The following is a 22796-nucleotide window of genomic DNA, read 5'->3' as shown; positions in this document are numbered from 1 at the left end:
GCCTTTTCGTTGGCATCGACCGGGATCAAAAGTCCAGGTTGGACACTGCCAATGCGTTGCTTTCGATAAAGTCACGACGTGGTTCGACCGCATCACCCATCAGGGTGTTGAAGATCTGGTCCGCGCCAATGGCGTCTTCGATGGTCACTTTCAGCATGCGACGCACGCTTGGGTCCATGGTGGTTTCCCACAGCTGATCCGGGTTCATCTCGCCCAGACCTTTGTATCGCTGGATAGTATGGCGCTTGGTGCTTTCGGCCATCAGCCAATCCAGGGCTTCCTTGAACTCGGTGACCGACTTACGACGTTCGCCACGCTGGATGTACGCGCCGTCATCCAGCAGTGTGCTCAGTTGAGCGCCCAGGGAAACAACGGTCTTGTAGTCGTTGCTGCCGAAGAAGTCGCGGTTGAAGGTGACGTAGTTGGACAGGCCGTGGGAGATCAATTCGACCTCTGGCAGCCACACGCCACGCTCACGGTCTTCACGCAGGCTGGCCTTGTAGACCAGACCCGACTTCTCGACTGTGCGCAGACGCACTTCGTACTGAGCCAGCCAATCCTGCATCGCTGCGTGATCGGACAGCTGGTCCATGCTGACAGCCGGCAGGTAGATGAAGTGCTCGGTCAGTTCCTGTGGGTACAGGCGCGACAGGCGCTTGAGGGTTTTCATCACCAGGCGGAAGTCATTCACCAGACGCTCGAGGGCTTCGCCGGAAATACCCGGTGCATCCTCGTTCAGGTGCAGGCTCGCATCTTCCAGGGCCGACTGCGTCATGTACTCTTCCATGGCGTCGTCGTCTTTGATGTATTGCTCTTGCTTGCCTTTCTTCACTTTGTACAGCGGCGGCTGAGCGATGTAGATGTAACCACGCTCGATCAGCTCCGGCAGCTGACGGAAGAAGAAGGTCAGCAGCAGGGTACGGATGTGCGAACCGTCGACGTCAGCATCGGTCATGATGATGATGTTGTGATAGCGCAACTTGTCGATGTTGTACTCTTCGCGACCGATGCCACAGCCCAACGCGGTGATCAAGGTACCCACTTCCTGGGAAGAGATCATCTTGTCGAAGCGTGCTTTCTCGACGTTCAGGATTTTACCCTTGAGGGGCAGAATCGCCTGGGTCTTGCGGTTACGTCCCTGCTTGGCAGAGCCGCCCGCGGAGTCACCTTCCACGAGGTACAGTTCGGACAGGGCAGGGTCTTTTTCCTGGCAGTCGGCCAGTTTGCCCGGCAGGCCGGCGATGTCCAGCGCGCCTTTGCGGCGGGTCATCTCACGGGCTTTACGTGCCGCTTCACGGGCACGGGCCGCGTCGATCATCTTGCCGACGACCAGTTTGGCTTCGTTCGGGTTTTCCAGCAGGAAGTCGGAGAAGTATTTGCCCATTTCCTGTTCGACCGCGGTCTTCACTTCGGAAGACACCAGCTTGTCTTTGGTCTGGGAGCTGAACTTCGGATCCGGCACCTTCACCGAAATGATCGCGGTCAGGCCTTCACGGGCATCGTCACCGGTGGTGGCGACTTTGTGCTTCTTCGCCAGACCTTCTGCTTCGATGTAGGTGTTCAGGTTACGCGTCAGTGCGGAACGGAATCCCACCAGGTGAGTACCGCCGTCGCGCTGTGGAATGTTGTTGGTGAAGCACAACAGGTTCTCGTTGAAGCTGTCGTTCCACTGCAGAGCGATTTCCACGCCGATGCCGTCTTCACGCTGGATGTTGAAGTGGAACACCTGGTTGACCGGGGTCTTGTTGGTGTTCAGGTATTCAACGAACGCACGCAGGCCGCCTTCGTACTTGAACAGTTCTTCCTTGCCGCTGCGCTCGTCCTTGAGGACGATGCCGACACCGGAGTTGAGGAAAGACAGTTCACGAATCCGCTTGGCCAGGATGTCCCAGCTGAAGTGGATGTTCTTGAAGGTTTCACTGGAAGCCTTGAAGTGGATCTGCGTACCGGTGGTTTCGGAGTCGCCAACGATTTTCATCGGCTCTTGCGGAACACCGTGGACGTAAGTCTGCTCCCAGATCTTGCCGCTACGGCGCACAGTGAGAACAAGCTGTTCCGACAGGGCGTTAACGACCGACACACCCACGCCATGCAGACCGCCGGATACTTTGTAGGAGTTGTCGTCGAACTTACCGCCGGCGTGCAGCACGGTCATGATGACCTCGGCTGCCGAAACGCCTTCTTCCTTGTGCACGTCTACCGGGATGCCACGGCCGTTGTCGCGAACGGTGATGGACTCATCCGGGTGGATGATGATGCTGATGTCGTCGCAGTAGCCGGCGAGCGCTTCGTCGATCGAGTTATCGACCACCTCGAACACCATGTGGTGCAGACCGCTGCCATCGTCGGTGTCGCCAATATACATACCGGGACGTTTGCGTACGGCATCCAGGCCTTTCAGCACTTTAATGCTCGTTGAGTCGTACGTATTTTCTTCGCTCAATGCCTTCACTCCCGATGGTCGTGGGTCTGGGTGATACGGCCCTGTTCCACGTGGAACAGAGCGACTGGCGTTTCCGTCTGCCAGCCTTCCCTCAATAATTCGTGATCTACACAGGTGATAAATACCTGGCAGCGTAAGTCTTCCAACAAGCGGCAAAGGGCGCGACGGTGGTGCTCGTCCAGTTCGGACGGCAAGTCATCCACCAGATAAATACACTGACCGCGTCGAGCCTGGCTGACCAGGTGCCCTTGGGCAATCCGTAATGCGCAAACCACCAACTTTTGCTGGCCACGGGACAAGATGTCCGCGGCGTTGTGCGCACCCAGTCTGAGACGCAAATCAGCACGTTGTGGTCCGGCCTGGGTATGCCCCATTTGCTGGTCCCGCTGCAAAGACCCGGCGAGCACAGCACTCAGTTCACGGTCCTTGTCCCAGCCGCGGTAATAGCTGAGCGTCAAGCCTTCAAGCTCAACCAGTTCGCTCAAGGTCTGTTCAAAGACTGGTTTCAAGGCTTTGATATAAGCGCGGCGGTATTCATCAATTTCAGCGCTGGCCTGGCACAGTTCCCTGTCCCAAACCGCTTGCGAAACGGCGTCAAGTGTACCATGCCGCAGCCAAGAGTTTCTCTGGCGCAGGGCCTTCTGCAAGCGCTGCCAGGTAGACATAAAGCGCGGTTCCACGTGGAACACACCCCAGTCGAGAAACTGTCGGCGAATCTTCGGCGCGCCTTCCAGCAAGCGGAAGCTGTCGGGATTGATCAGTTGCAGAGGCAGGATTTCGGCCAGTTGCGCGGCGCTGCGCGCGTTCTGCCCATCGATACGGATTTGGAATTCGCCTTGTCGATCCCGTGAGATGCCCAAGGCGCTATGCCCACCCTCCGCCAGTTCAACCTGGCCAAATACCGTACAGGCAAGCTGTTCGTATTGAATGACCGGCAACAGACGGGTGCTGCGAAACGAACGGGCAAGCCCCAGCAGATGGATGGCTTCCAGAACACTGGTTTTGCCGCTGCCGTTGGCGCCGTAAAGAATATTGATGCGGGGGGAGGGGGAGAAGGTCACCGGGTGCAGATTGCGCACCGCGGTGACCGAGACGCGACTTAAGGACATCTAGCTTCTGCTGAGCATGATTACAGACGCATCGGCATGACAACGTAGGCCGAGTCGTCGTTATCCGATTCCTGCACCAGCGCACTGCTGTTGGAGTCGGACAGGATCAGACGAACCTGCTCGGTGGTCATCACGCCCAATACGTCGAGCAGGTAGCTCACGTTGAAGCCGATTTCCAGAGAGCCGCCGTTGTATTCAACGCCCACTTCTTCTTCCGCTTCTTCCTGCTCCGGGTTGTTCGCCTGGATCTTCAGCTGACCGCTGGCCAGTTGCAGACGGATACCACGGTACTTCTCGTTGGACAGAATCGCGGTACGGCTGAACGCTTCGCGCAGAGCCTGGCGATCGCCAAGTACCAGCTTGTCGCCGCCCTTGGGCAGAACACGCTCGTAGTCCGGGAATTTGCCGTCGACCAGCTTCGAGGTGAAGGTGAACTCACCGGTGGTGGCGCGGATGTGGTGCTGACCCAGCACGATGCTGACATTGCCGTCCGGCTCGGTGAGCAGGCGTGCCAGTTCGAGGATACCTTTGCGCGGCACGATGACCTGGTGACGATCCGGCTGACCGATATCGGCCTGCATCGAGCACATGGCCAGACGGTGACCGTCGGTGGCCACGGCGCGGATCACGCCAGCGGAAACTTCCAGCAGCATGCCGTTGAGGTAGTAACGCACGTCCTGTTGAGCCATGGCGAAGCTGGTGCGTTCGATCAGGCGACGCAGCTTGCTTTGCTCAAGGCTGCAGGTCAGCGAACCCGGGCCTTCTTCCACGGTAGGGAAATCGTTGGCCGGCAGTGTCGACAGGGTGAAGCGGCTACGGCCAGCCTTGACCACAAGCTTCTGCTCGTCGACCTTGATGTCGATCAGCGCATCGTTCGGCAGGCTTTTGCAGATGTCCATCAGCTTGCGCGCCGGCACGGTGATGGAACCCGGATCCGCCGGCTCTTCGAGTTGAACACGACCAACCAGCTCGACTTCCAGGTCGGTACCGGTCAGCGACAATTGCTGGCCTTCGACAACCAGCAGCACGTTGGAAAGTACCGGCAAGGTCTGTCGGCGTTCGACGACGCCTGCGACCAGTTGCAGGGGTTTCAACAGGGCTTCGCGTTGAATGGTGAAATGCATGGTCTAGTCCCTTGCCTTAATAAGCTGCGCTGGTGTTCATCAAGTGGTCAGCGTACGCAGCAGGTTCTTGTAGTCCTCGCGGATGTCCGCGTCGGATTCCTTAAGTTCGTTGATCTTGCGACACGCGTGCAAGACCGTTGTATGGTCGCGACCGCCAAACACATCGCCGATTTCCGGCAAGCTGTGGTTGGTCAGTTCCTTGGACAACGCCATGGCGACCTGACGCGGACGAGCCACCGAACGCGAACGGCGTTTGGACAGCAAGTCTGAGATCTTGATCTTGTAGTACTCGGCGACCGTGCGCTGAATGTTATCCACAGAGACCAGTTTATCCTGCAACGCCAACAAGTCCTTCAGGGATTCGCGAATCAGCTCGATGGTGATATCGCGGCCCATGAAGTGCGAGTGGGCGATCACGCGCTTGAGCGCGCCTTCCAGCTCACGGACGTTGGAGCGAATGCGCTGGGCAATGAAGAACGCGGCGTCGTGAGGCAACTCGACTTTGGCCTGATCGGCCTTCTTCATCAGGATCGCCACGCGGGTTTCCAGCTCCGGTGGCTCGACCGCTACGGTCAGGCCCCAGCCAAAGCGGGATTTGAGGCGTTCTTCAAGGCCTTCGATTTCCTTCGGGTAGCGGTCACTGGTGAGAATGACCTGCTGGCCACCTTCGAGCAGCGCGTTGAAGGTGTGGAAAAACTCTTCCTGGGAACGCTCCTTGCGGGCGAAGAACTGAATGTCATCGATCAGCAACGCATCCACCGAACGGTAGAAACGTTTGAACTCGTTGATCGCGTTCAGTTGCAGAGCCTTGACCATGTCCGCCACGAAACGCTCGGAATGCAGGTACACCACCTTGGCATTCGGGTTCTTCTTTAATAGATGGTTACCCACAGCATGCATCAAGTGGGTTTTACCCAGGCCGACGCCACCATAAAGGAAGAGCGGGTTGTAACCGTGCTTGGGGTTGTCAGCCACCTGCCAGGCAGCGGCGCGCGCCAGCTGGTTGGATTTACCTTCAACGAAATTCTCAAAGGTAAAGGTGCGGTTCAGGTAACTGGTGTGCTTGAGCGCACCTTCGACCTGCACGGTACGTTGCTCGGCGCGCACAGGTGCCTGTTGCGAACTGGCGCCGGCCATTGGGTCGAAGCTGTCACGGGAAGGTTCTTCCTCTGTGACCTCAGCCACTTTTTGCGTCGCACGCTTGGTCGACGCGGCGGCAGGTGCCGGCGCCGGACTGGCGGGCGCTTGAGCAGCCTGGGCCTGGGAAGCCGCGGCAGCCAGGGGAGCATTGGGCGCGGCACGGGGTGCCGAACTGCGTTTGCTGCCTATTAATAGAGAAAGCGCGGGTGCCATGCCATTGCCGTGTTCATCGAGCAATTCGAGAACACGCCCCAGGTATTTTTCGTTGACCCAGTCCAGAACAAAACGATTGGGCGCATAGACACGCAACTCGTCGCCTTCGGCTTCGACCTGTAGTGGACGGATCCAAGTGTTGAATTGTTGGGCAGGCAGCTCATCGCGCAGAAGCTCCACGCACTGCTGCCAAAGTTCCACTGACACGGATATCCCCTAAGTTGAAAGCCGGTGAGGCAAAAACAAGCGGACATTGTAGCGACCAGACGCCGACTTATCCACACGAAGGTGGTTCATCGACCAAGAAGAATCACCGTTTCATACGCAAAAAAGGTGACCAGTGGTCTGTGCATAAGCTCTGTGGATAACCGGGGTTAAGGTCATTGTACAAGTGGGGGCGAAACTCGGTGGATAACCGGCCTGTGGATAAGGTGACCTTTCACACACAGGTTATCCGACAGCGCAGCACAGGCTGAACACTGTTTTCCACCGTAGTTGTCATTCTCTGTACAGCAGGTAAAACAAGGCCTTGATCGACTTATCCACAGCAGGGTGCGTACCTAGCTTTTATAAGCTTTACAGAAAAGCTTTAAATACTTTCCTTTCTTATTTTTATATCTACGCAAGGTGCGAACACCGAAAAACCTCTGGAGATCTATTTATAAGGAAACGCTGGTTGGAAATTGACCTGAAGGCTTGCTTTCTCTAGAATCCCCGGTCTCTTAAAACGGGGGCCATTCCGGCCCGTTGTGGACGAACCAGGTAACACGACAATGAAACGTACTTTCCAACCAAGCACTATCAAACGCGCTCGTACCCACGGTTTCCGTGCTCGCATGGCTACCAAGAACGGTCGTGCCGTCCTGTCGCGTCGTCGCGCCAAAGGTCGTGCGCGTCTGGCAGTTTGATAATCCGGCACTGGAGGTGAGTCAGGACTTCAGTCGGGAAAAGCGTCTGCTTACCCCCCGGCATTTCAAGGCAGTCTTTGACTCCCCTACCGGCAAGGTTCCGGGGAAAAATCTCCTGCTCCTTGCGCGCAACAACGATCTTGATCACCCCCGTCTCGGGTTGGTTATCGGGAAAAAGAGCGTAAAGCTCTCCGTCGAGCGCAATCGCCTCAAACGTCTGATGCGCGAATCGTTTCGCCTGAACCAGGATTCTCTGGTCGGCTGGGACATTGTTATCGTCGCGCGCAAAGGTTTGGGTGACGTAGAAAACCCCGAATTGATTCAGCATTTCGGCAAACTCTGGAAACGACTGGCTCGCAGTTCGCCGGTGCCAGCAGTCAAAACCGAACCTGTAGGGGTAGACAGTCCGGATGCGTAAACTGGCACTCGTTCCGATCCAGTTTTATCGCTATGCCATTAGTCCCCTGATGGCCGATCACTGTCGTTTCTACCCCAGTTGTTCCTGCTACGCGTTAGAAGCCATCGAAAATCATGGCCTTCTTCGCGGTGGCTGGCTGACCTTTCGTCGTTTAGGTCGCTGTCATCCGTGGAATCCCGGTGGTTATGACCCGGTTCCACCTATCCCTACCTCCCGTTCTTCTTCGATGGCCGAGTAATCATGGATATCAAACGCACGATCCTGATCGTCGCCCTGGCAATCGTGTCCTACGTTATGGTTCTTAAATGGAACCAGGACTATGGCCAGGCTGCCCTGCCGACTCAGAATGTTGCCACCAATACGACTGCATCGGGCCTGCCGGATACGGCATCTGGCTCCAACGCTTCCGCCAGTGACGACATTCCACGTGCTGCAAGCGACACCAGCGCACCTGCCGAAACGCCGGTGGCTGTGAGCAAGGACCTCATCCAGATCAAAACGGATGTACTGGACCTGGCTGTCGACCCACAAGGTGGCGATGTTGCCCAGCTGACCCTGCCGCTGTATCCGCGTCGTCAGGATCACCCGGAAATTCCGTTCCAGTTGTTCGATAACGGCGGTGAACGTACTTATCTGGCGCAAAGCGGTCTGATCGGCACCAACGGTCCGGATGCAAATCCGGCCGGTCGTCCGGTTTATTCCTCGGAGAAGAAGGTTTATCAGCTGGCTGACGGTCAGGACCAATTGGTCGTGGACCTGAAGTTCAGCAAGGACGGCGTCAACTACATCAAGCGTTTCACCCTGAAACGCGGCCTGTATGACGTAACCGTGTCCTACCTGATCGACAACCAGAGCGCTCAGCCCTGGGCAGGTGCGATGTTCGCGCAATTGAAGCGTGACGCCAGCGCCGATCCATCTTCCACAACCGCCACTGGTACCGCGACTTACCTGGGCGCCGCCCTGTGGACAAGTTCCGAGCCGTACAAGAAAGTGTCCATGAAGGACATGGACAAGGCGCCGTTGAAAGAAACCGTCACTGGCGGTTGGGTTGCCTGGTTGCAACACTACTTCGTGACCGCATGGATTCCGGCCAAGGGCGAAAACAACGTCGTCCAGACCCGTAAAGACAGCAAAGGCAACTACATCATCGGCTACACCGGCCCATCGATGAGTGTTGCGCCGGGTGCAAAGGCCGAGACCAGTGCTGTTCTGTACGCCGGTCCGAAAAGCCAGGCGATACTGAAAGAGTTGTCCCCAGGTCTTGAACTGACTGTCGACTACGGCATTCTGTGGTTCATTGCCCAGCCGATCTTCTGGCTGCTGCAACATATCCATGAAATCGTCGGTAACTGGGGCTGGTCGATCATCTTCCTGACCATGCTGATCAAAGGGATCTTCTTCCCGCTGTCGGCTGCCAGCTACAAATCCATGGCGCGCATGCGTGCAGTGGCACCAAAACTGGCCGCGCTGAAAGAGCAACATGGCGATGACCGGCAGAAAATGTCGCAAGCCATGATGGAGCTGTACAAGAAAGAGAAGATCAATCCGCTGGGTGGTTGCTTGCCAATCCTCGTGCAGATGCCGGTTTTCCTCTCGCTGTACTGGGTTCTGCTGGAAAGCGTCGAGATGCGTCAGGCGCCGTTCATGCTGTGGATTACTGACCTGTCGATCAAGGATCCGTTCTTCATTCTGCCGATCATCATGGGTGCAACCATGTTCATCCAGCAGCAGTTGAACCCGACTCCTCCGGATCCGATGCAGGCCAAGGTGATGAAGCTGATGCCGATCATCTTCACCTTCTTCTTCCTGTGGTTCCCGGCTGGTCTGGTGCTGTACTGGGTAGTGAACAACTGCCTGTCGATCGCCCAACAGTGGTACATCACTCGTAAGATCGAAGCGGCTACCAAAGCAGCTGCCTGATTTACACTGTGGATAACCACTCAAAACGCCCCCTAGTGGGGCGTTTTGCTATCTGTCACTTTTGTCTGGATACCGGTTTATGAGCGTTCCTCGTGAAACCATCGCAGCCGTCGCCACCGCTCAAGGTCGCGGCGGTGTAGGCATCGTGCGTATTTCCGGGCCGTTGGCCAGCGTTGCGGCCAAGGCCTTCAGTGGTCGCGAGCTCAAGCCGCGATTTGCTCACTACGGTCCGTTCTTCAGTGAAAACGACGAGGTGCTGGACCAGGGCATTGCCCTGTATTTCCCCGGCCCGAACTCGTTCACAGGCGAAGATGTGCTGGAACTGCAAGGCCATGGCGGTCCGATTGTTCTGGATATGCTGCTCAAGCGCTGCCTGGAACTGGGTTGCCGTCTCGCCCGACCGGGGGAATTCAGTGAGCGCGCCTTCCTCAATGACAAACTCGACCTCGCCCAGGCCGAAGCCATCGCCGACCTGATTGAAGCCAGTTCTGCCCAGGCTGCGCGAAACGCATTGCGCTCCCTGCAGGGCGCTTTCTCGACACGTGTGCATAACCTCACCGAACAACTGATCGGCCTGCGAATCTATGTCGAAGCGGCCATCGATTTTCCGGAAGAGGAAATCGATTTCCTCGCCGATGGCCACGTCTTGAGCATGCTCGACAAGGTGCGCGACGAGTTATCCACTGTCATCCGCGAAGCCGGGCAGGGCGCCTTGCTGCGTGACGGCATGACCGTGGTCATTGCCGGTCGTCCGAATGCCGGTAAATCCAGCCTGCTCAATGCCCTGGCCGGGCGTGAAGCGGCGATAGTGACCGAAATTGCCGGCACCACCCGTGACGTGCTTCGTGAACATATCCACATCGATGGCATGCCTCTGCACGTGGTGGATACCGCCGGCCTGCGCGATACCGATGATCATGTGGAAAAAATCGGCGTCGAGCGTGCCTTGAAAGCCATCGGCGAAGCGGATCGGGTATTGCTGGTGGTCGATGCCACGGCACCGGAAGCCCTCGATCCTTTCGCACTCTGGCCGGAGTTTCTGGAGATCCGTCCCGACCCCGCGAAAGTTACCCTGATCCGCAACAAGGCCGACCTTACGGGCGAAGCCATTGCCCTGGAAGTCAGCGATGACGGCCATGTCACCATCAGTTTGAGCGCCAAGTCCGGCGGTGCCGGACTGGACCTGCTGCGTGAACACCTCAAGGCTTGCATGGGCTATGAACAAACCTCCGAAAGCAGCTTCAGCGCTCGCCGACGACACCTTGAGGCGCTACGTCATGCCAGTGCCGCCCTCGAGCATGGCCGTGCCCAATTGACCCTGGCCGGTGCTGGAGAGTTGTTGGCCGAAGATTTGCGCCAGGCTCAGCAGTCACTGGGGGAAATCACTGGTGCTTTCAGCTCTGACGATCTGCTGGGGCGAATTTTCTCCAGCTTCTGTATCGGTAAATAGCCCTCCTGTTATTCACAGACAGGCCATTCGTGCCTGTCTGCTCCCTCCTTTTCTGAAAAAAACCTCCAGTGCCGAGCGGACTTCGTCTGCTTGAGCGCAAATCCTGTGCCCGAATTTCGAGCAAACGGCGCTTTTCTGTGGATTAAGCCCTGTGAATAACCGCAGCTAAGGTCAGTTGATAACAGGGCTCGAAAACTGAACATAACCGCCTCTGTGGATAACCACCGCTTTCATCCACAGGCTTACACCGGTTATCCAAGGGCCTCATTGGTACATGAACACAGGGTTTTGAATCTCTGTACACGTTGAATACAAAGGGCTGTATCAATCTATCCACAGAAAGGTAGGTGCATAGAAATAAACATAAAAACAAAGATTTAATAAATTTCTTTCTTTTTAATTTCTATAACTCCGACTTTTCCACAGCTGGTTAAATTTTGTGCAAAGGGTTCTTTAGGAAGGGCGAAGTCCCTATACTTGTCGACCAGGTCCAAAAACCTGAGCTCAAACTATTCCTGAATTACCTACTTAAGCAGGCACGAGGTGCGTGGTGGATTTCCCTTCCCGTTTTGAAGTGATCGTCATCGGCGGCGGTCATGCCGGTACCGAGGCAGCACTGGCCTCAGCACGTATGGGGGTTAAAACCCTGTTGCTGACGCATAACGTGGAAACCCTTGGTGCCATGAGTTGCAACCCGGCCATTGGCGGGATCGGCAAAAGCCACCTGGTCAAGGAAATCGACGCCCTCGGCGGCGCTATGGCCATGGCCACCGATAAAGGCGGAATCCAGTTTCGCGTGTTGAACAGCCGCAAAGGCCCGGCCGTGCGAGCAACCCGCGCGCAGGCAGACCGGGTTCTGTACAAGGCCGCTGTCCGCGAAATCCTGGAGAACCAGCCGAACCTGTGGATATTTCAACAAGCCGCTGACGACCTGATCGTCGAGCAGGAACAAGTCCGTGGTGTTGTCACGCAAATGGGTCTGCGTTTCCTCGCCGATTCCGTGGTGTTGACCACCGGTACGTTCCTCGGTGGACTTATCCACATCGGGTTGCAGAATTTTTCCGGCGGTCGCGCCGGTGATCCGCCATCGATTGCGCTGGCTCACCGTCTGCGTGAACTGCCATTGCGTGTGGGTCGTTTGAAAACCGGTACTCCGCCGCGTATCGACGGCCGGTCTGTGGATTTCTCGGTGATGTCCGAACAACCGGGCGATACGCCGATCCCGGTGATGTCGTTCATGGGCAACAAGGAACAGCATCCACAGCAGGTCAGTTGCTGGATTACCCATACGAATGCGCGGACCCACGAAATCATTGCCGCGAACCTCGACCGTTCGCCGATGTATTCCGCTGCCGGTGAGATCGAAGGCATCGGCCCGCGCTATTGCCCGTCGATCGAAGACAAGATCCATCGCTTTGCCGACAAGGAAAGCCATCAGGTGTTCATCGAACCGGAAGGTTTGACCACCCATGAGCTGTATCCGAACGGGATATCCACAAGCTTGCCGTTCGACGTGCAATTGCAGATCGTGCAATCGATCCGCGGCATGGAAAACGCGCACATCGTGCGTCCGGGCTATGCCATCGAATACGACTACTTCGATCCACGGGATTTGAAATACAGCCTGGAAACCAAAGTCATAGGCGGCCTGTTCTTCGCCGGGCAAATCAACGGCACAACCGGTTACGAAGAAGCCGGTGCCCAGGGTTTGCTCGCCGGGACCAACGCCGCACTGCGTGCACAAGGCAAAGAGGCCTGGTGCCCGCGTCGCGACGAGGCCTATATCGGTGTGTTGGTCGACGACCTGATTACCCTTGGTACCCAGGAGCCGTACCGGATGTTCACATCCCGCGCCGAATACCGTTTGATTCTGCGCGAAGACAACGCCGACCTGCGCCTGACCGAAAAAGGTCGCGAACTGGGCCTGGTGGATGACGTGCGCTGGGCGGCTTTCTGCAAAAAACGTGAAAGCATCGAACTGGAAGAGCAACGCCTGAAAAGCACCTGGGTTCGCCCGGGCACCGAACAGGGCGATGCCATTGCCGAAAAATTCGGCACACCACTGACTCATGAATACAACCTGCTGAATCTCTTGAGCCGTCCGGAAATCGACTACGCTGGTCTGATCGCCGTGACCGGTGGCGGTGCAGAAGATCCACAAGTCGCCGAACAGGTCGAAATCAAGACCAAGTACGCCGGCTACATCGATCGTCAACAGGATGAAATCGCCCGCTTGCGCGCCAGCGAAGACACCAAATTGCCTGTGGATATCGATTACACGAATATTTCCGGTCTCTCCAAAGAGATCCAGAGCAAGCTCGGTGCGACCCGCCCTGAAACCTTGGGCCAGGCTTCGCGTATCCCGGGCGTTACGCCGGCAGCCATTTCGCTGTTGATGATTCATTTGAAAAAACGCGGCGCGGGCCGTCAGTTGGAGCAAAGCGCTTGAGTTCGTTGGTCACTTCGCAACACGCAGAAGAGTTATCCACAGGTGCTCGCCAACTCGGTGTCACGCTGACAGAAACCCAGCACGCACAGTTGCTGGGTTACCTGGCCCTGTTGATCAAATGGAACAAGGCTTACAACCTCACCGCCGTGCGTGATCCGGACGAAATGGTTTCCCGTCACTTGCTCGATAGCCTGAGCGTGATGTCGTTCATCGAAAACGGTCGCTGGCTCGACGTCGGCAGTGGAGGCGGCATGCCTGGCATTCCGCTGGCGATCCTGTTTCCCGAGTCCCAGGTGACCTGCCTGGACAGCAACGGCAAGAAAACCCGCTTCCTGACCCAGGTCAAGCTCGAACTCAAACTGGATAACCTGCAAGTTATCCACAGTCGCGTCGAAGCATTCCAGCCTGCCCAGCCGTTCAACGGGATCATTTCCCGGGCGTTCAGCAGCATGGAAAACTTCAGCAACTGGACTCGCCACCTCGGCGATAGCGAAACACGCTGGCTGGCAATGAAGGGCGTTCATCCGGCCGATGAGCTGGTAGCATTGCCGGCAGACTTCCACCTCGATAGCGAACACGCCCTGGCCGTACCTGGTTGCCAAGGCCAACGCCATCTGCTGATACTGCGCCGCACGGCATGATTGGGAACACAAGCAAGAATGGCTAAGGTATTCGCGATTGCGAACCAAAAGGGTGGCGTGGGCAAAACCACCACCTGCATCAACCTCGCAGCATCCCTGGTCGCGACCAAGCGCCGGGTGCTGTTGATCGATCTCGATCCACAGGGCAACGCCACCATGGGTAGCGGTGTGGATAAACATGGCCTGGAAAATTCGGTCTACGACCTGCTGATCGGCGAATGTGATCTGGCCCAGGCCATGCACTTCTCCGAACACGGTGGTTACCAGTTGTTGCCGGCTAACCGCGACCTCACCGCGGCTGAAGTGGTTCTGCTGGAAATGCAGATGAAGGAAAGCCGTCTGCGCAGCGCGCTGGCGCCGATCCGGGAAAACTACGATTACATTTTGATCGACTGCCCGCCGTCGCTGTCGATGCTGACCTTGAACGCACTGGTTGCCGCCGACGGGGTGATTATCCCCATGCAGTGCGAGTACTTCGCACTCGAAGGCTTGAGCGACCTTGTGGATAACATCAAGCGTATCGCTGAACTGCTGAACCCGAACCTCAAGGTCGAAGGCTTGCTGCGTACGATGTACGATCCGCGCCTGAGCCTGATGAACGATGTCTCGGCGCAGCTCAAGGAACACTTCGGCGAGCAGCTCTACGACACCGTCATTCCGCGAAACATCCGTCTGGCCGAAGCGCCAAGCTACGGCATGCCGGCGCTGGCGTACGACAAAGCTTCGCGAGGCGCCGTTGCCTACCTGGCATTGGCGGGCGAAATGGTTCGTCGTCAACGCAAAAACTCACGCATCGCCGCTGCTCAGGCAACTTAAGGAATCCCCATGGCCGTCAAGAAACGAGGTCTCGGACGTGGACTGGATGCTCTGTTGAGTGGTCCGACTGTCACCTCGCTGGAAGAACAAGCGGCGCAAGCCGACCAGCGTGAGCTGCAACACCTTCCCCTGGATCTGCTCCAGCGCGGCAAGTACCAGCCGCGTCGTGACATGGATCCGCAGGCGCTCGAAGAGCTGGCGCAGTCGATCAAGGCCCAGGGCGTCATGCAGCCCATCGTGGTTCGCCCGATCGGCAGCGGCCGCTTCGAGATCATTGCCGGCGAACGTCGCTGGCGCGCCAGCCAGCAAGCCGGGCAGGAAACGATCCCGGCGATGGTTCGCGATGTACCCGATGAAACCGCGATCGCCATCGCGCTGATCGAGAACATCCAGCGCGAAGACCTGAACCCGATCGAAGAAGCGGTGGCCCTGCAGCGTTTGCAGCAGGAGTTCCAGCTGACCCAGCAACAGGTGGCCGAAGCCGTGGGCAAGTCCCGGGTGACCGTGGCCAACCTGTTGCGCCTGATTTCCTTGCCGGAAGTCATCAAGACCATGCTGTCCCACGGCGACCTGGAAATGGGTCATGCCCGTGCTTTGCTCGGTTTGCCGGAAATTCAACAGGTTGAAGGGGCGCGACATGTTGTCGCACGCGGGCTGACCGTGCGCCAAACCGAGGCACTGGTTCGCCAGTGGTTGAGTGGCAAACCGGAGCCTGTTGAACCGGCAAAACCGGACCCGGATATCGCCCGTCTCGAACAGCGCCTGGCCGAGCGCCTAGGCTCTGCGGTGCAGATCCGCCACGGTAAGAAGGGTAAAGGGCAGTTGGTGATTGGCTACAACTCACTGGATGAGCTACAAGGCGTACTTGCACATATCCGCTGAAACATTTCCTCATGTAGCGTGCAGTCGGAAATCACTACCTGACAGTTGAATAGGGGCAGAACCGCCCCTATACTCTGCGCGCATTTTGTCGGCACAAATTATGCCAAGTTATTGAATTTCGGCAGCCGACCATTGGAGAGTAAAAGTGATGGAAACCCGCACGCCAAACCGCTTGCCCTTCCATCGCCTGGCAGTTTTTCCGGTGTTAATGGCTCAATTTGTCGTGTTGCTGATCGCCGCTTTGGCGCTCTGGTACCGATATGGAGTCGTTGCCGGGTACTCGGGACTCTGCGGAGGCCTGATAGCCTTGCTACCCAATGTTTATTTCGCTCACAGGGCATTTCGGTTTTCCGGCGCCCGAGCAGCCCAGTCCATCGTCCGGTCTTTTTATGCCGGCGAGGCAGGCAAACTGATTTTGACGGCAGTGCTGTTTGCACTGGTGTTTGCAGGTGTGAAGCCACTGGCGCCGATTGCAGTATTCGGTGCCTTCGTGCTGACTCAGTCGGTCAGCTGGTTCGCTCCCCTGCTGATGAGAACAAGACTTTCGAGACCTTAGGGCGTTTGAGGCAACCATGGCAGAAACAACCGCTTCGGGCTATATCCAGCACCACTTGCAGAACCTGACCTTCGGTCAGCTCCCTACCGGCGGCTGGGGCTTTGCCCACACCGCAGCAGAAGCCAAGGAAATGGGCTTTTGGGCTTTCCACGTCGATACTCTCGGCTGGTCGGTCGCATTGGGTCTGATCTTCGTTCTTCTTTTCCGCATGGCGGCAAAGAAAGCGACTTCGGGTCAGCCAGGTGCTTTGCAGAACTTCGTTGAAGTTTTGGTCGAATTCGTCGATGGCAGCGTGAAAGACAGCTTCCATGGCCGTAGCCCGGTGATTGCACCGTTGGCACTGACCATCTTCGTCTGGGTGTTCCTGATGAACGCCGTCGACCTGGTACCGGTCGACTGGATTCCTCAATTGGCCATCCTGATCTCCGGCGACCACCACATCCCGTTCCGCGCCGTGTCGACCACCGACCCGAACGCTACTCTGGCCATGGCCTTCACGGTGTTTGCGCTGATCATTTTCTACAGCATCAAGATCAAGGGCCTCGGCGGTTTCATCGGCGAACTGACCCTGCACCCGTTCGGCAGCAAGAACATCTTCGTTCAGGCCCTGCTGATCCCGGTGAACTTCCTGCTGGAATTCGTGACCCTGATCGCCAAGCCGATCTCCCTGGCTCTGCGTCTGTTCGGCAACATGTACGCCGGCGAGTTGGTCTTCATTCTGATTGCTGTGATGTTCGGCAGCGGTCTGCTCTGGCTTAGTGGCCTGGGCGTTGTTCTGCAGTGGGCGTGGGCTGTGTTCCACATCCTGATCATCACCCTGCAGGCGTTCATCTTCATGATGTTGACCATCGTCTACCTGTCGATGGCGCACGAAGAAAACCATTAAGACCAGTCTCGACTAGTCTGATGTCCTTCCCGGTAAAACGGGAAGGTGCTCTTTACGGGGCATCTGAAACGATTTGTTTTACCGCTTTAATCTAAAAAACCTAAACCATACGACGTAAAAGTCGGGAGGAAAGATGGAAACTGTAGTTGGTCTAACCGCTATCGCTGTTGCACTGTTGATCGGCCTGGGCGCACTGGGTACCGCAATTGGTTTCGGCCTGTTGGGCGGTAAGTTCCTGGAAGGCGCAGCGCGTCAGCCAGAAATGGTTCCAATGCTGCAAGTTAAAATGTTCATCGTTGCCGGTCTGCTCGACGCCGTAACCATGATCGGTGTTGGTATCGCTCTGTTCTTCACCTTTGCGAACCCGTTCGTTGGTCAAATCGCTGGCTAATTACTCGGATCTTCCGGGTAATTTGGTGTGATGGACAACGTAACTGCGAGGTGTTGGCGTGAACATTAATGCGACCCTGATTGGCCAGTCCGTTGCGTTCCTGATTTTTGTACTGTTCTGCATGAAGTTCGTTTGGCCTCCGGTCATTGCGGCTCTGCACGAACGTCAAAAGAAGATCGCTGATGGTCTGGACGCTGCCAGCCGTGCAGCTCGCGACCTGGAGTTGGCCCAAGAGAAAGCGGGTCACCAACTGCGCGAAGCGAAAGCTCAGGCAGCTGAAATCATCGAGCAAGCCAAGAAACGCGGTAACCAGATTGTCGAAGAGGCTGTTGAAAAAGCCCGTGTCGACGCTGACCGTGTGAAGGTTCAGGCTCAGGCCGAGATCGAACAGGAACTGAACAGTGTCAAAGACGCGCTGCGTGCCCAAGTGGGCTTGCTGGCAGTCGGCGGCGCCGAGAAGATCCTGGGTGCCACAATCGATCAAAACGCGCACGCAGAGCTGGTTAACCAACTGGCTGCTGAAATCTAAGCGAGGGCGATCATGGCAGAACTGACCACGTTGGCCCGACCTTACGCTAAGGCGGCCTTCGAGCACGCTCAGGCCCACCAGCAACTGGCCAATTGGTCAGCCATGCTCGGCCTGGCTGCAGCGGTGTCGGAAGACGACACCATGCAGCGCGTGCTCAAGGCCCCGCGACTGACGAGCGCAGAAAAGGCCGCCACGTTCATTGACGTGTGCGGCGACAAGTTTGATGCCAAGGCACAGAACTTCATCCACGTCGTTGCCGAAAACGACCGTCTCCCGCTGTTGCCGGAGATCGCCGCTCTGTTCGACCTGTACAAGGCCGAACAAGAGAAGTCGGTAGACGTTGAAGTCACCAGTGCTTTCGCATTGAACCAAGAACAGCAAGACAAACTCGCCAAGGTTCTCAGTGCACGACTCAACCGGGAAGTGCGCCTGCAAGTTGCGGAGGACGCTGCCCTTATTGGTGGTGTCGTCATCCGCGCCGGCGACCTGGTTATCGATGGCTCGATTCGCGGCAAAATCGCGAAACTTGCCGAAGCATTGAAATCTTGAGTTTGAAGGGGCAGCAGAGCAATGCAGCAACTCAATCCTTCCGAAATAAGTGAAATTATCAAGGGCCGCATCGACAAGCTCGATGTGACCTCCCAAGCCCGTAACGAAGGCACTGTCGTCAGCGTATCTGACGGTATCGTGCGGATTCACGGTCTGGCCGACGTAATGTACGGCGAGATGATCGAGTTTCCGGGCGGCGTCTTCGGTATGGCCCTCAACCTGGAGCAAGACTCCGTAGGTGCCGTTGTATTGGGCGCATACCAGTCTCTGGCTGAAGGCATGAGCGCCAAGTGCACCGGCCGCATCCTGGAAGTTCCGGTTGGTAAGGAACTGCTGGGTCGCGTAGTCGACGCACTGGGTAACCCTGTTGACGGCAAAGGTCCACTGGGCAACACCGAGACCGACGCGGTCGAGAAAGTTGCTCCAGGCGTGATCTGGCGTAAGTCGGTAGACCAGCCTGTACAGACTGGCTACAAGGCTGTCGATGCCATGATCCCTGTCGGCCGTGGCCAGCGTGAGCTGATCATCGGTGACCGTCAGATCGGTAAAACCGCTCTGGCGATCGACGCGATCATCAACCAGAAGAACAGCGGCATCTACTGCGTCTACGTAGCGATCGGTCAGAAACAATCGACCATCGCCAACGTGGTTCGCAAGCTGGAAGAAAACGGCGCCCTGGCCAACACGATCATCGTGGCTGCCAGTGCTTCGGAATCTCCTGCGCTGCAATTCCTGGCACCGTACTCCGGTTGCACCATGGGTGAATTCTTCCGCGACCGCGGTGAAGACGCGCTGATCGTTTATGACGATCTGTCCAAGCAAGCAGTGGCTTACCGCCAGATTTCCCTGCTGCTGCGCCGTCCACCAGGCCGTGAAGCTTACCCAGGCGACGTGTTCTATCTCCACTCCCGTCTGCTGGAGCGCGCATCCCGCGTTTCGGAAGAATACGTAGAGAAGTTCACCAACGGCGCAGTGACCGGCAAAACCGGTTCCCTGACCGCACTGCCGATCATCGAAACCCAGGCTGGCGACGTTTCCGCGTTCGTTCCGACCAACGTGATTTCCATCACCGACGGTCAGATCTTCCTGGAATCGGCCATGTTCAACTCGGGCATCCGCCCTGCAGTGAACGCCGGTGTTTCGGTATCCCGTGTGGGTGGTGCCGCTCAGACCAAGATCATCAAGAAGCTGTCCGGTGGTATCCGTACCGCTCTGGCTCAGTACCGTGAACTGGCGGCATTCGCCCAGTTCGCTTCTGACCTGGACGAAGCGACCCGTAAGCAACTTGAGCATGGTCAGCGCGTTACCGAGCTGATGAAGCAGAAGCAATACGCACCAATGTCGATCGCTGACATGGCGCTGTCGCTGTATGCCGCTGAGCGTGGGTTCCTGACTGACGTTGAAATCGCCAAGATCGGCAGCTTCGAGCAAGCGCTGATTGCTTTCTTCAACCGCGATCACGCCGATTTGATGGCGAAGATCAACGTGAAAGGTGACTTCAATGACGAAATCGACGCTGGCATGAAAGCCGGTATCGAGAAGTTCAAGGCCACCCAAACCTGGTAAGCCGCAGCGGGAGCCGCAAGGCTCCCGCTTGCTAACCTGATAGGTGTTACATGGCAGGCGCAAAAGAGATTCGCAGTAAGATTGCGAGCATCAAAAGCACGCAAAAGATTACCAGCGCCATGGAAAAAGTGGCGGTCAGCAAAATGCGCAAGGCACAAATGCGCATGGCTGCTAGCCGTCCTTATGCGGAGCGTATCCGCCAGGTAATTGGGCATCTGGCCAACGCCAACCCGGAATACCGCCACCCGTTCATGATCGACCGCGAAATCAAGCGTGTCGGTTATGTCGTAGTGAGCAGTGACCGTGGTCTGTGCGGCGGCTTGAACACCAACCTGTTCAAGGCCCTGGTCAAGGACATGGCGGTAAACCGCGAAAACGGCGTCGAGATCGATCTGTGTGTCGTTGGTAGCAAGGGTGCGGCCTTTTTCCGTAACTTCGGCGGTAACGTCGTTGCAGCTATCAGCCACCTGGGTGAAGAGCCGTCGATCAATGATCTGATCGGCAGCGTCAAGGTGATGCTGGATGCCTACCTGGACGGCCGTATTGACCGCCTGTCCGTGGTGTCCAACAAGTTCATCAACACCATGACGCAACAGCCTACCGTGGAGCAGTTGATTCCACTGGTGGCAACCCCGGATCAAGACCTCAAGCACCACTGGGACTATCTCTACGAACCGGATGCCAAGGAGCTGCTGGACGGCTTGATGGTCCGTTACGTGGAGTCGCAGGTCTACCAGGCGGTGGTCGAGAACAACGCGGCTGAACAAGCTGCGCGGATGATCGCGATGAAGAACGCTACCGACAACGCCGGTGATTTGATCAGCGATTTGCAGCTGGTCTACAACAAGGCGCGTCAGGCTGCGATCACCCAAGAGATCTCGGAAATCGTCGGCGGCGCTGCCGCGGTTTAACGGTTCAAATATTCAGAGGATCCAGCTATGAGTAGCGGACGTATCGTTCAAATCATCGGCGCCGTTATCGACGTGGAATTTCCACGCGACAGCGTACCGAGCATCTACAACGCGCTGACTGTACAAAGCGCGGCCGGGACCACCCTGGAAGTTCAGCAGCAGCTGGGCGACGGCGTGGTTCGTACCATTGCGATGGGTTCCACCGAAGGCTTGAAGCGCGGTCTGGACGTTGTCGACTCTGGCGCAGCCATCTCCGTACCGGTCGGTAAAGCGACTCTGGGCCGGATCATGGACGTTCTGGGCAACCCGATCGACGAAGCTGGTCCTATCGCCACTGAAGAGCGTTGGGGCATTCACCGTCCAGCGCCTTCGTTCGCTGAACAGGCAGGCGGCAACGACCTGCTGGAAACCGGCATCAAGGTTATCGACCTGGTTTGCCCGTTCGCCAAAGGCGGTAAAGTCGGTCTGTTCGGTGGTGCCGGTGTAGGCAAGACCGTAAACATGATGGAACTGATCCGTAACATCGCCATCGAGCACAGCGGTTATTCCGTGTTCGCCGGTGTGGGTGAGCGTACTCGTGAGGGTAACGACTTCTACCACGAGATGAAGGACTCCAACGTTCTGGACAAAGTGGCACTGGTTTACGGTCAGATGAACGAGCCGCCGGGAAACCGTCTGCGCGTAGCACTGACTGGCCTGACCATGGCCGAGAAGTTCCGTGACGAAGGTAACGACGTTCTGCTGTTCGTCGACAACATCTACCGTTACACCCTGGCCGGTACTGAAGTATCCGCACTGCTGGGCCGTATGCCTTCCGCAGTAGGCTACCAGCCGACCCTGGCTGAAGAGATGGGCGTTCTGCAAGAACGTATCACTTCGACCAAGGAAGGTTCGATCACTTCGATCCAAGCGGTATACGTACCTGCGGATGACTTGACCGACCCGTCGCCAGCGACCACCTTCGCCCACTTGGACGCTACCGTCGTTCTGTCCCGTGACATCGCTTCCCTGGGTATCTACCCGGCGGTAGACCCACTGGATTCGACTTCGCGCCAGCTGGACCCGAACGTAATCGGCCAGGACCACTACGACACCGCTCGCGGCGTTCAGTACGTTCTGCAGCGTTACAAAGAACTGAAGGACATCATTGCGATCCTGGGTATGGACGAGCTGTCGGAAGCCGACAAGCAGTTGGTAAACCGTGCTCGTAAGATCCAGCGCTTCTTGTCGCAGCCGTTCTTCGTGGCTGAAGTCTTCACCGGTGCATCGGGTAAATACGTTTCCCTGAAAGACACCATTGCTGGCTTCAAAGGCATCCTCAACGGTGACTACGACCACCTGCCAGAACAAGCGTTCTACATGGTTGGCGGCATCGAAGAAGCGATCGAGAAAGCCAAGAAACTGTAATCCCGGCGCCCGGCAACGGGCGCTAATTTAGGTTGAGGCAATCAGATGGCTATGACAGTCCATTGCGATATCGTCAGCGCGGAAGGAGAAATCTTTTCCGGTCTGGTCGAGATGGTGATTGCGCACGGTGCACTGGGTGATCTTGGTATCGCTCTGGGTCACGCGCCGCTGATCACTAATCTGAAGCCAGGTCCGATCCGCCTGGTCAAGCAGGGCGGGGAAGAGGAGGTGTATTACATCTCCGGTGGTTTCCTCGAAGTGCAGCCGAACATGGTCAAGGTTCTTGCCGACACCGTGCAACGTGCTGCCGACCTGGACGAAGCCGCAGCTTTGGAAGCCGTTAAGGCTGCCGAGAAAGCCTTGCATGAGCGAGGCGCGGAATTCGATTACGGTTCTGCTGCCGCACGTCTGGCCGAGGCTGCAGCTCAGCTGCGCACCGTCCAGCAGATCCGCAAGAAGTTCGGCCACTAAGGCAGCACTTGTTGTGT

22 protein-coding genes are annotated in these 22796 nt (G+C 57.0%); 18 read left to right on the top strand and 4 right to left on the bottom strand.

Going from position 1 to position 22796, the window contains the following annotated elements:
• Positions 1-25: 25 nt before the first annotated feature.
• The 4 genes from gyrB to dnaA are packed head-to-tail and all read right to left on the bottom strand — an operon-like array spanning position 26 to position 6236.
• Positions 26-2443, bottom strand: coding sequence for a DNA topoisomerase (ATP-hydrolyzing) subunit B (gyrB, locus tag AC07W4_RS11165; protein ID WP_008045705.1), 2418 nt, complete (start codon positions 2441-2443; stop codon positions 26-28).
• Between the two features lie 5 nt (positions 2444-2448).
• A complete protein-coding gene (gene recF, locus AC07W4_RS11160) occupies positions 2449-3552 on the bottom strand; it encodes a DNA replication/repair protein RecF (RefSeq protein WP_007969883.1) in 1104 nt (367 codons plus the stop codon).
• A gap of 20 nt (positions 3553-3572) precedes the next feature.
• Positions 3573-4676 (bottom strand): DNA polymerase III subunit beta, encoded by a 1104-nt coding sequence (gene dnaN, locus AC07W4_RS11155; protein ID WP_007969885.1) that lies wholly within the window; start codon positions 4674-4676, stop codon positions 3573-3575.
• Between the two features lie 39 nt (positions 4677-4715).
• A complete protein-coding gene (gene dnaA / locus AC07W4_RS11150) occupies positions 4716-6236 on the bottom strand; it encodes a chromosomal replication initiator protein DnaA (RefSeq protein WP_495032448.1) in 1521 nt (506 codons plus the stop codon).
• Between the two features lie 566 nt (positions 6237-6802).
• Between dnaA and rpmH the strand changes: the two genes are divergently transcribed.
• From rpmH to AC07W4_RS11060, 18 genes are all read left to right on the top strand, one after another.
• On the top strand, positions 6803-6937 hold the full coding sequence (gene rpmH, locus AC07W4_RS11145; RefSeq protein WP_003213577.1) for a 50S ribosomal protein L34: 135 nt from the start codon (positions 6803-6805) through the stop codon (positions 6935-6937).
• A gap of 16 nt (positions 6938-6953) precedes the next feature.
• Complete coding sequence (gene rnpA / locus AC07W4_RS11140; protein ID WP_033063215.1) at positions 6954-7355, top strand: ribonuclease P protein component; 402 nt, start codon at positions 6954-6956, stop codon at positions 7353-7355.
• Positions 7348-7593: a membrane protein insertion efficiency factor YidD gene (yidD, locus tag AC07W4_RS11135; protein WP_010565858.1), complete on the top strand. Its 246-nt coding sequence runs from the start codon at positions 7348-7350 to the stop codon at positions 7591-7593. Before rnpA ends, yidD begins: the two co-directional genes overlap by 8 nt.
• 2 nt (positions 7594-7595) lie before the next feature.
• A complete protein-coding gene (yidC, locus tag AC07W4_RS11130) occupies positions 7596-9275 on the top strand; it encodes a membrane protein insertase YidC (protein WP_495032447.1) in 1680 nt (559 codons plus the stop codon).
• A gap of 79 nt (positions 9276-9354) precedes the next feature.
• A complete protein-coding gene (gene mnmE, locus AC07W4_RS11125) occupies positions 9355-10725 on the top strand; it encodes a tRNA uridine-5-carboxymethylaminomethyl(34) synthesis GTPase MnmE (protein WP_495032446.1) in 1371 nt (456 codons plus the stop codon).
• Between the two features lie 550 nt (positions 10726-11275).
• Complete coding sequence (gene mnmG / locus AC07W4_RS11120; RefSeq protein WP_495032445.1) at positions 11276-13174, top strand: tRNA uridine-5-carboxymethylaminomethyl(34) synthesis enzyme MnmG; 1899 nt, start codon at positions 11276-11278, stop codon at positions 13172-13174.
• Positions 13171-13815: a 16S rRNA (guanine(527)-N(7))-methyltransferase RsmG gene (gene rsmG / locus AC07W4_RS11115; protein WP_007969895.1), complete on the top strand. Its 645-nt coding sequence runs from the start codon at positions 13171-13173 to the stop codon at positions 13813-13815. The genes mnmG and rsmG overlap by 4 nt, the downstream gene beginning before the upstream one ends.
• 18 nt (positions 13816-13833) lie before the next feature.
• Complete coding sequence (locus AC07W4_RS11110) at positions 13834-14631, top strand: ParA family protein (protein ID WP_007969897.1); 798 nt, start codon at positions 13834-13836, stop codon at positions 14629-14631.
• 9 nt (positions 14632-14640) lie between these two features.
• The gene (locus AC07W4_RS11105; RefSeq protein ID WP_495032444.1) at positions 14641-15513 is read left to right on the top strand and encodes a ParB/RepB/Spo0J family partition protein; all 873 of its coding nucleotides are present in this window, start codon (positions 14641-14643) and stop codon (positions 15511-15513) included.
• A gap of 148 nt (positions 15514-15661) precedes the next feature.
• Entirely contained in the window at positions 15662-16069 is a 408-nt protein-coding gene (locus tag AC07W4_RS11100; RefSeq protein WP_008045685.1) for a F0F1 ATP synthase subunit I, read from the top strand.
• 16 nt (positions 16070-16085) lie between these two features.
• Positions 16086-16955 (top strand): F0F1 ATP synthase subunit A, encoded by an 870-nt coding sequence (gene atpB, locus AC07W4_RS11095; RefSeq protein ID WP_008002323.1) that lies wholly within the window; start codon positions 16086-16088, stop codon positions 16953-16955.
• Positions 16956-17088: 133 nt separating this feature from the next.
• Positions 17089-17346, top strand: coding sequence for a F0F1 ATP synthase subunit C (gene atpE, locus AC07W4_RS11090; protein ID WP_003097235.1), 258 nt, complete (start codon positions 17089-17091; stop codon positions 17344-17346).
• A 58-nt stretch (positions 17347-17404) separates the two neighbouring features.
• The gene (locus AC07W4_RS11085) at positions 17405-17875 is read left to right on the top strand and encodes a F0F1 ATP synthase subunit B (protein ID WP_008045681.1); all 471 of its coding nucleotides are present in this window, start codon (positions 17405-17407) and stop codon (positions 17873-17875) included.
• A gap of 12 nt (positions 17876-17887) precedes the next feature.
• Entirely contained in the window at positions 17888-18424 is a 537-nt protein-coding gene (locus AC07W4_RS11080) for a F0F1 ATP synthase subunit delta (protein ID WP_008045680.1), read from the top strand.
• Between the two features lie 21 nt (positions 18425-18445).
• Positions 18446-19990 (top strand): F0F1 ATP synthase subunit alpha, encoded by a 1545-nt coding sequence (gene atpA, locus AC07W4_RS11075; protein ID WP_008045678.1) that lies wholly within the window; start codon positions 18446-18448, stop codon positions 19988-19990.
• A gap of 50 nt (positions 19991-20040) precedes the next feature.
• Positions 20041-20901 carry a F0F1 ATP synthase subunit gamma gene (atpG, locus tag AC07W4_RS11070; protein WP_008045673.1) on the top strand — a complete coding sequence of 287 codons (861 nt, stop codon included), beginning with the start codon at positions 20041-20043 and terminating at the stop codon, positions 20899-20901.
• A gap of 27 nt (positions 20902-20928) precedes the next feature.
• Complete coding sequence (gene atpD / locus AC07W4_RS11065; RefSeq protein WP_008045671.1) at positions 20929-22308, top strand: F0F1 ATP synthase subunit beta; 1380 nt, start codon at positions 20929-20931, stop codon at positions 22306-22308.
• A gap of 45 nt (positions 22309-22353) precedes the next feature.
• Positions 22354-22779 carry a F0F1 ATP synthase subunit epsilon gene (locus AC07W4_RS11060; RefSeq protein WP_007985046.1) on the top strand — a complete coding sequence of 142 codons (426 nt, stop codon included), beginning with the start codon at positions 22354-22356 and terminating at the stop codon, positions 22777-22779.
• Positions 22780-22796: the final 17 nt, after the last annotated feature.

This window comes from Pseudomonas sp. GW821-FHT02A08 (genome assembly GCF_059422045.1).
The sequence above is the reverse complement of the archived record's forward strand: the minus strand, read 5'-3'. Positions and strand labels throughout refer to the sequence as shown.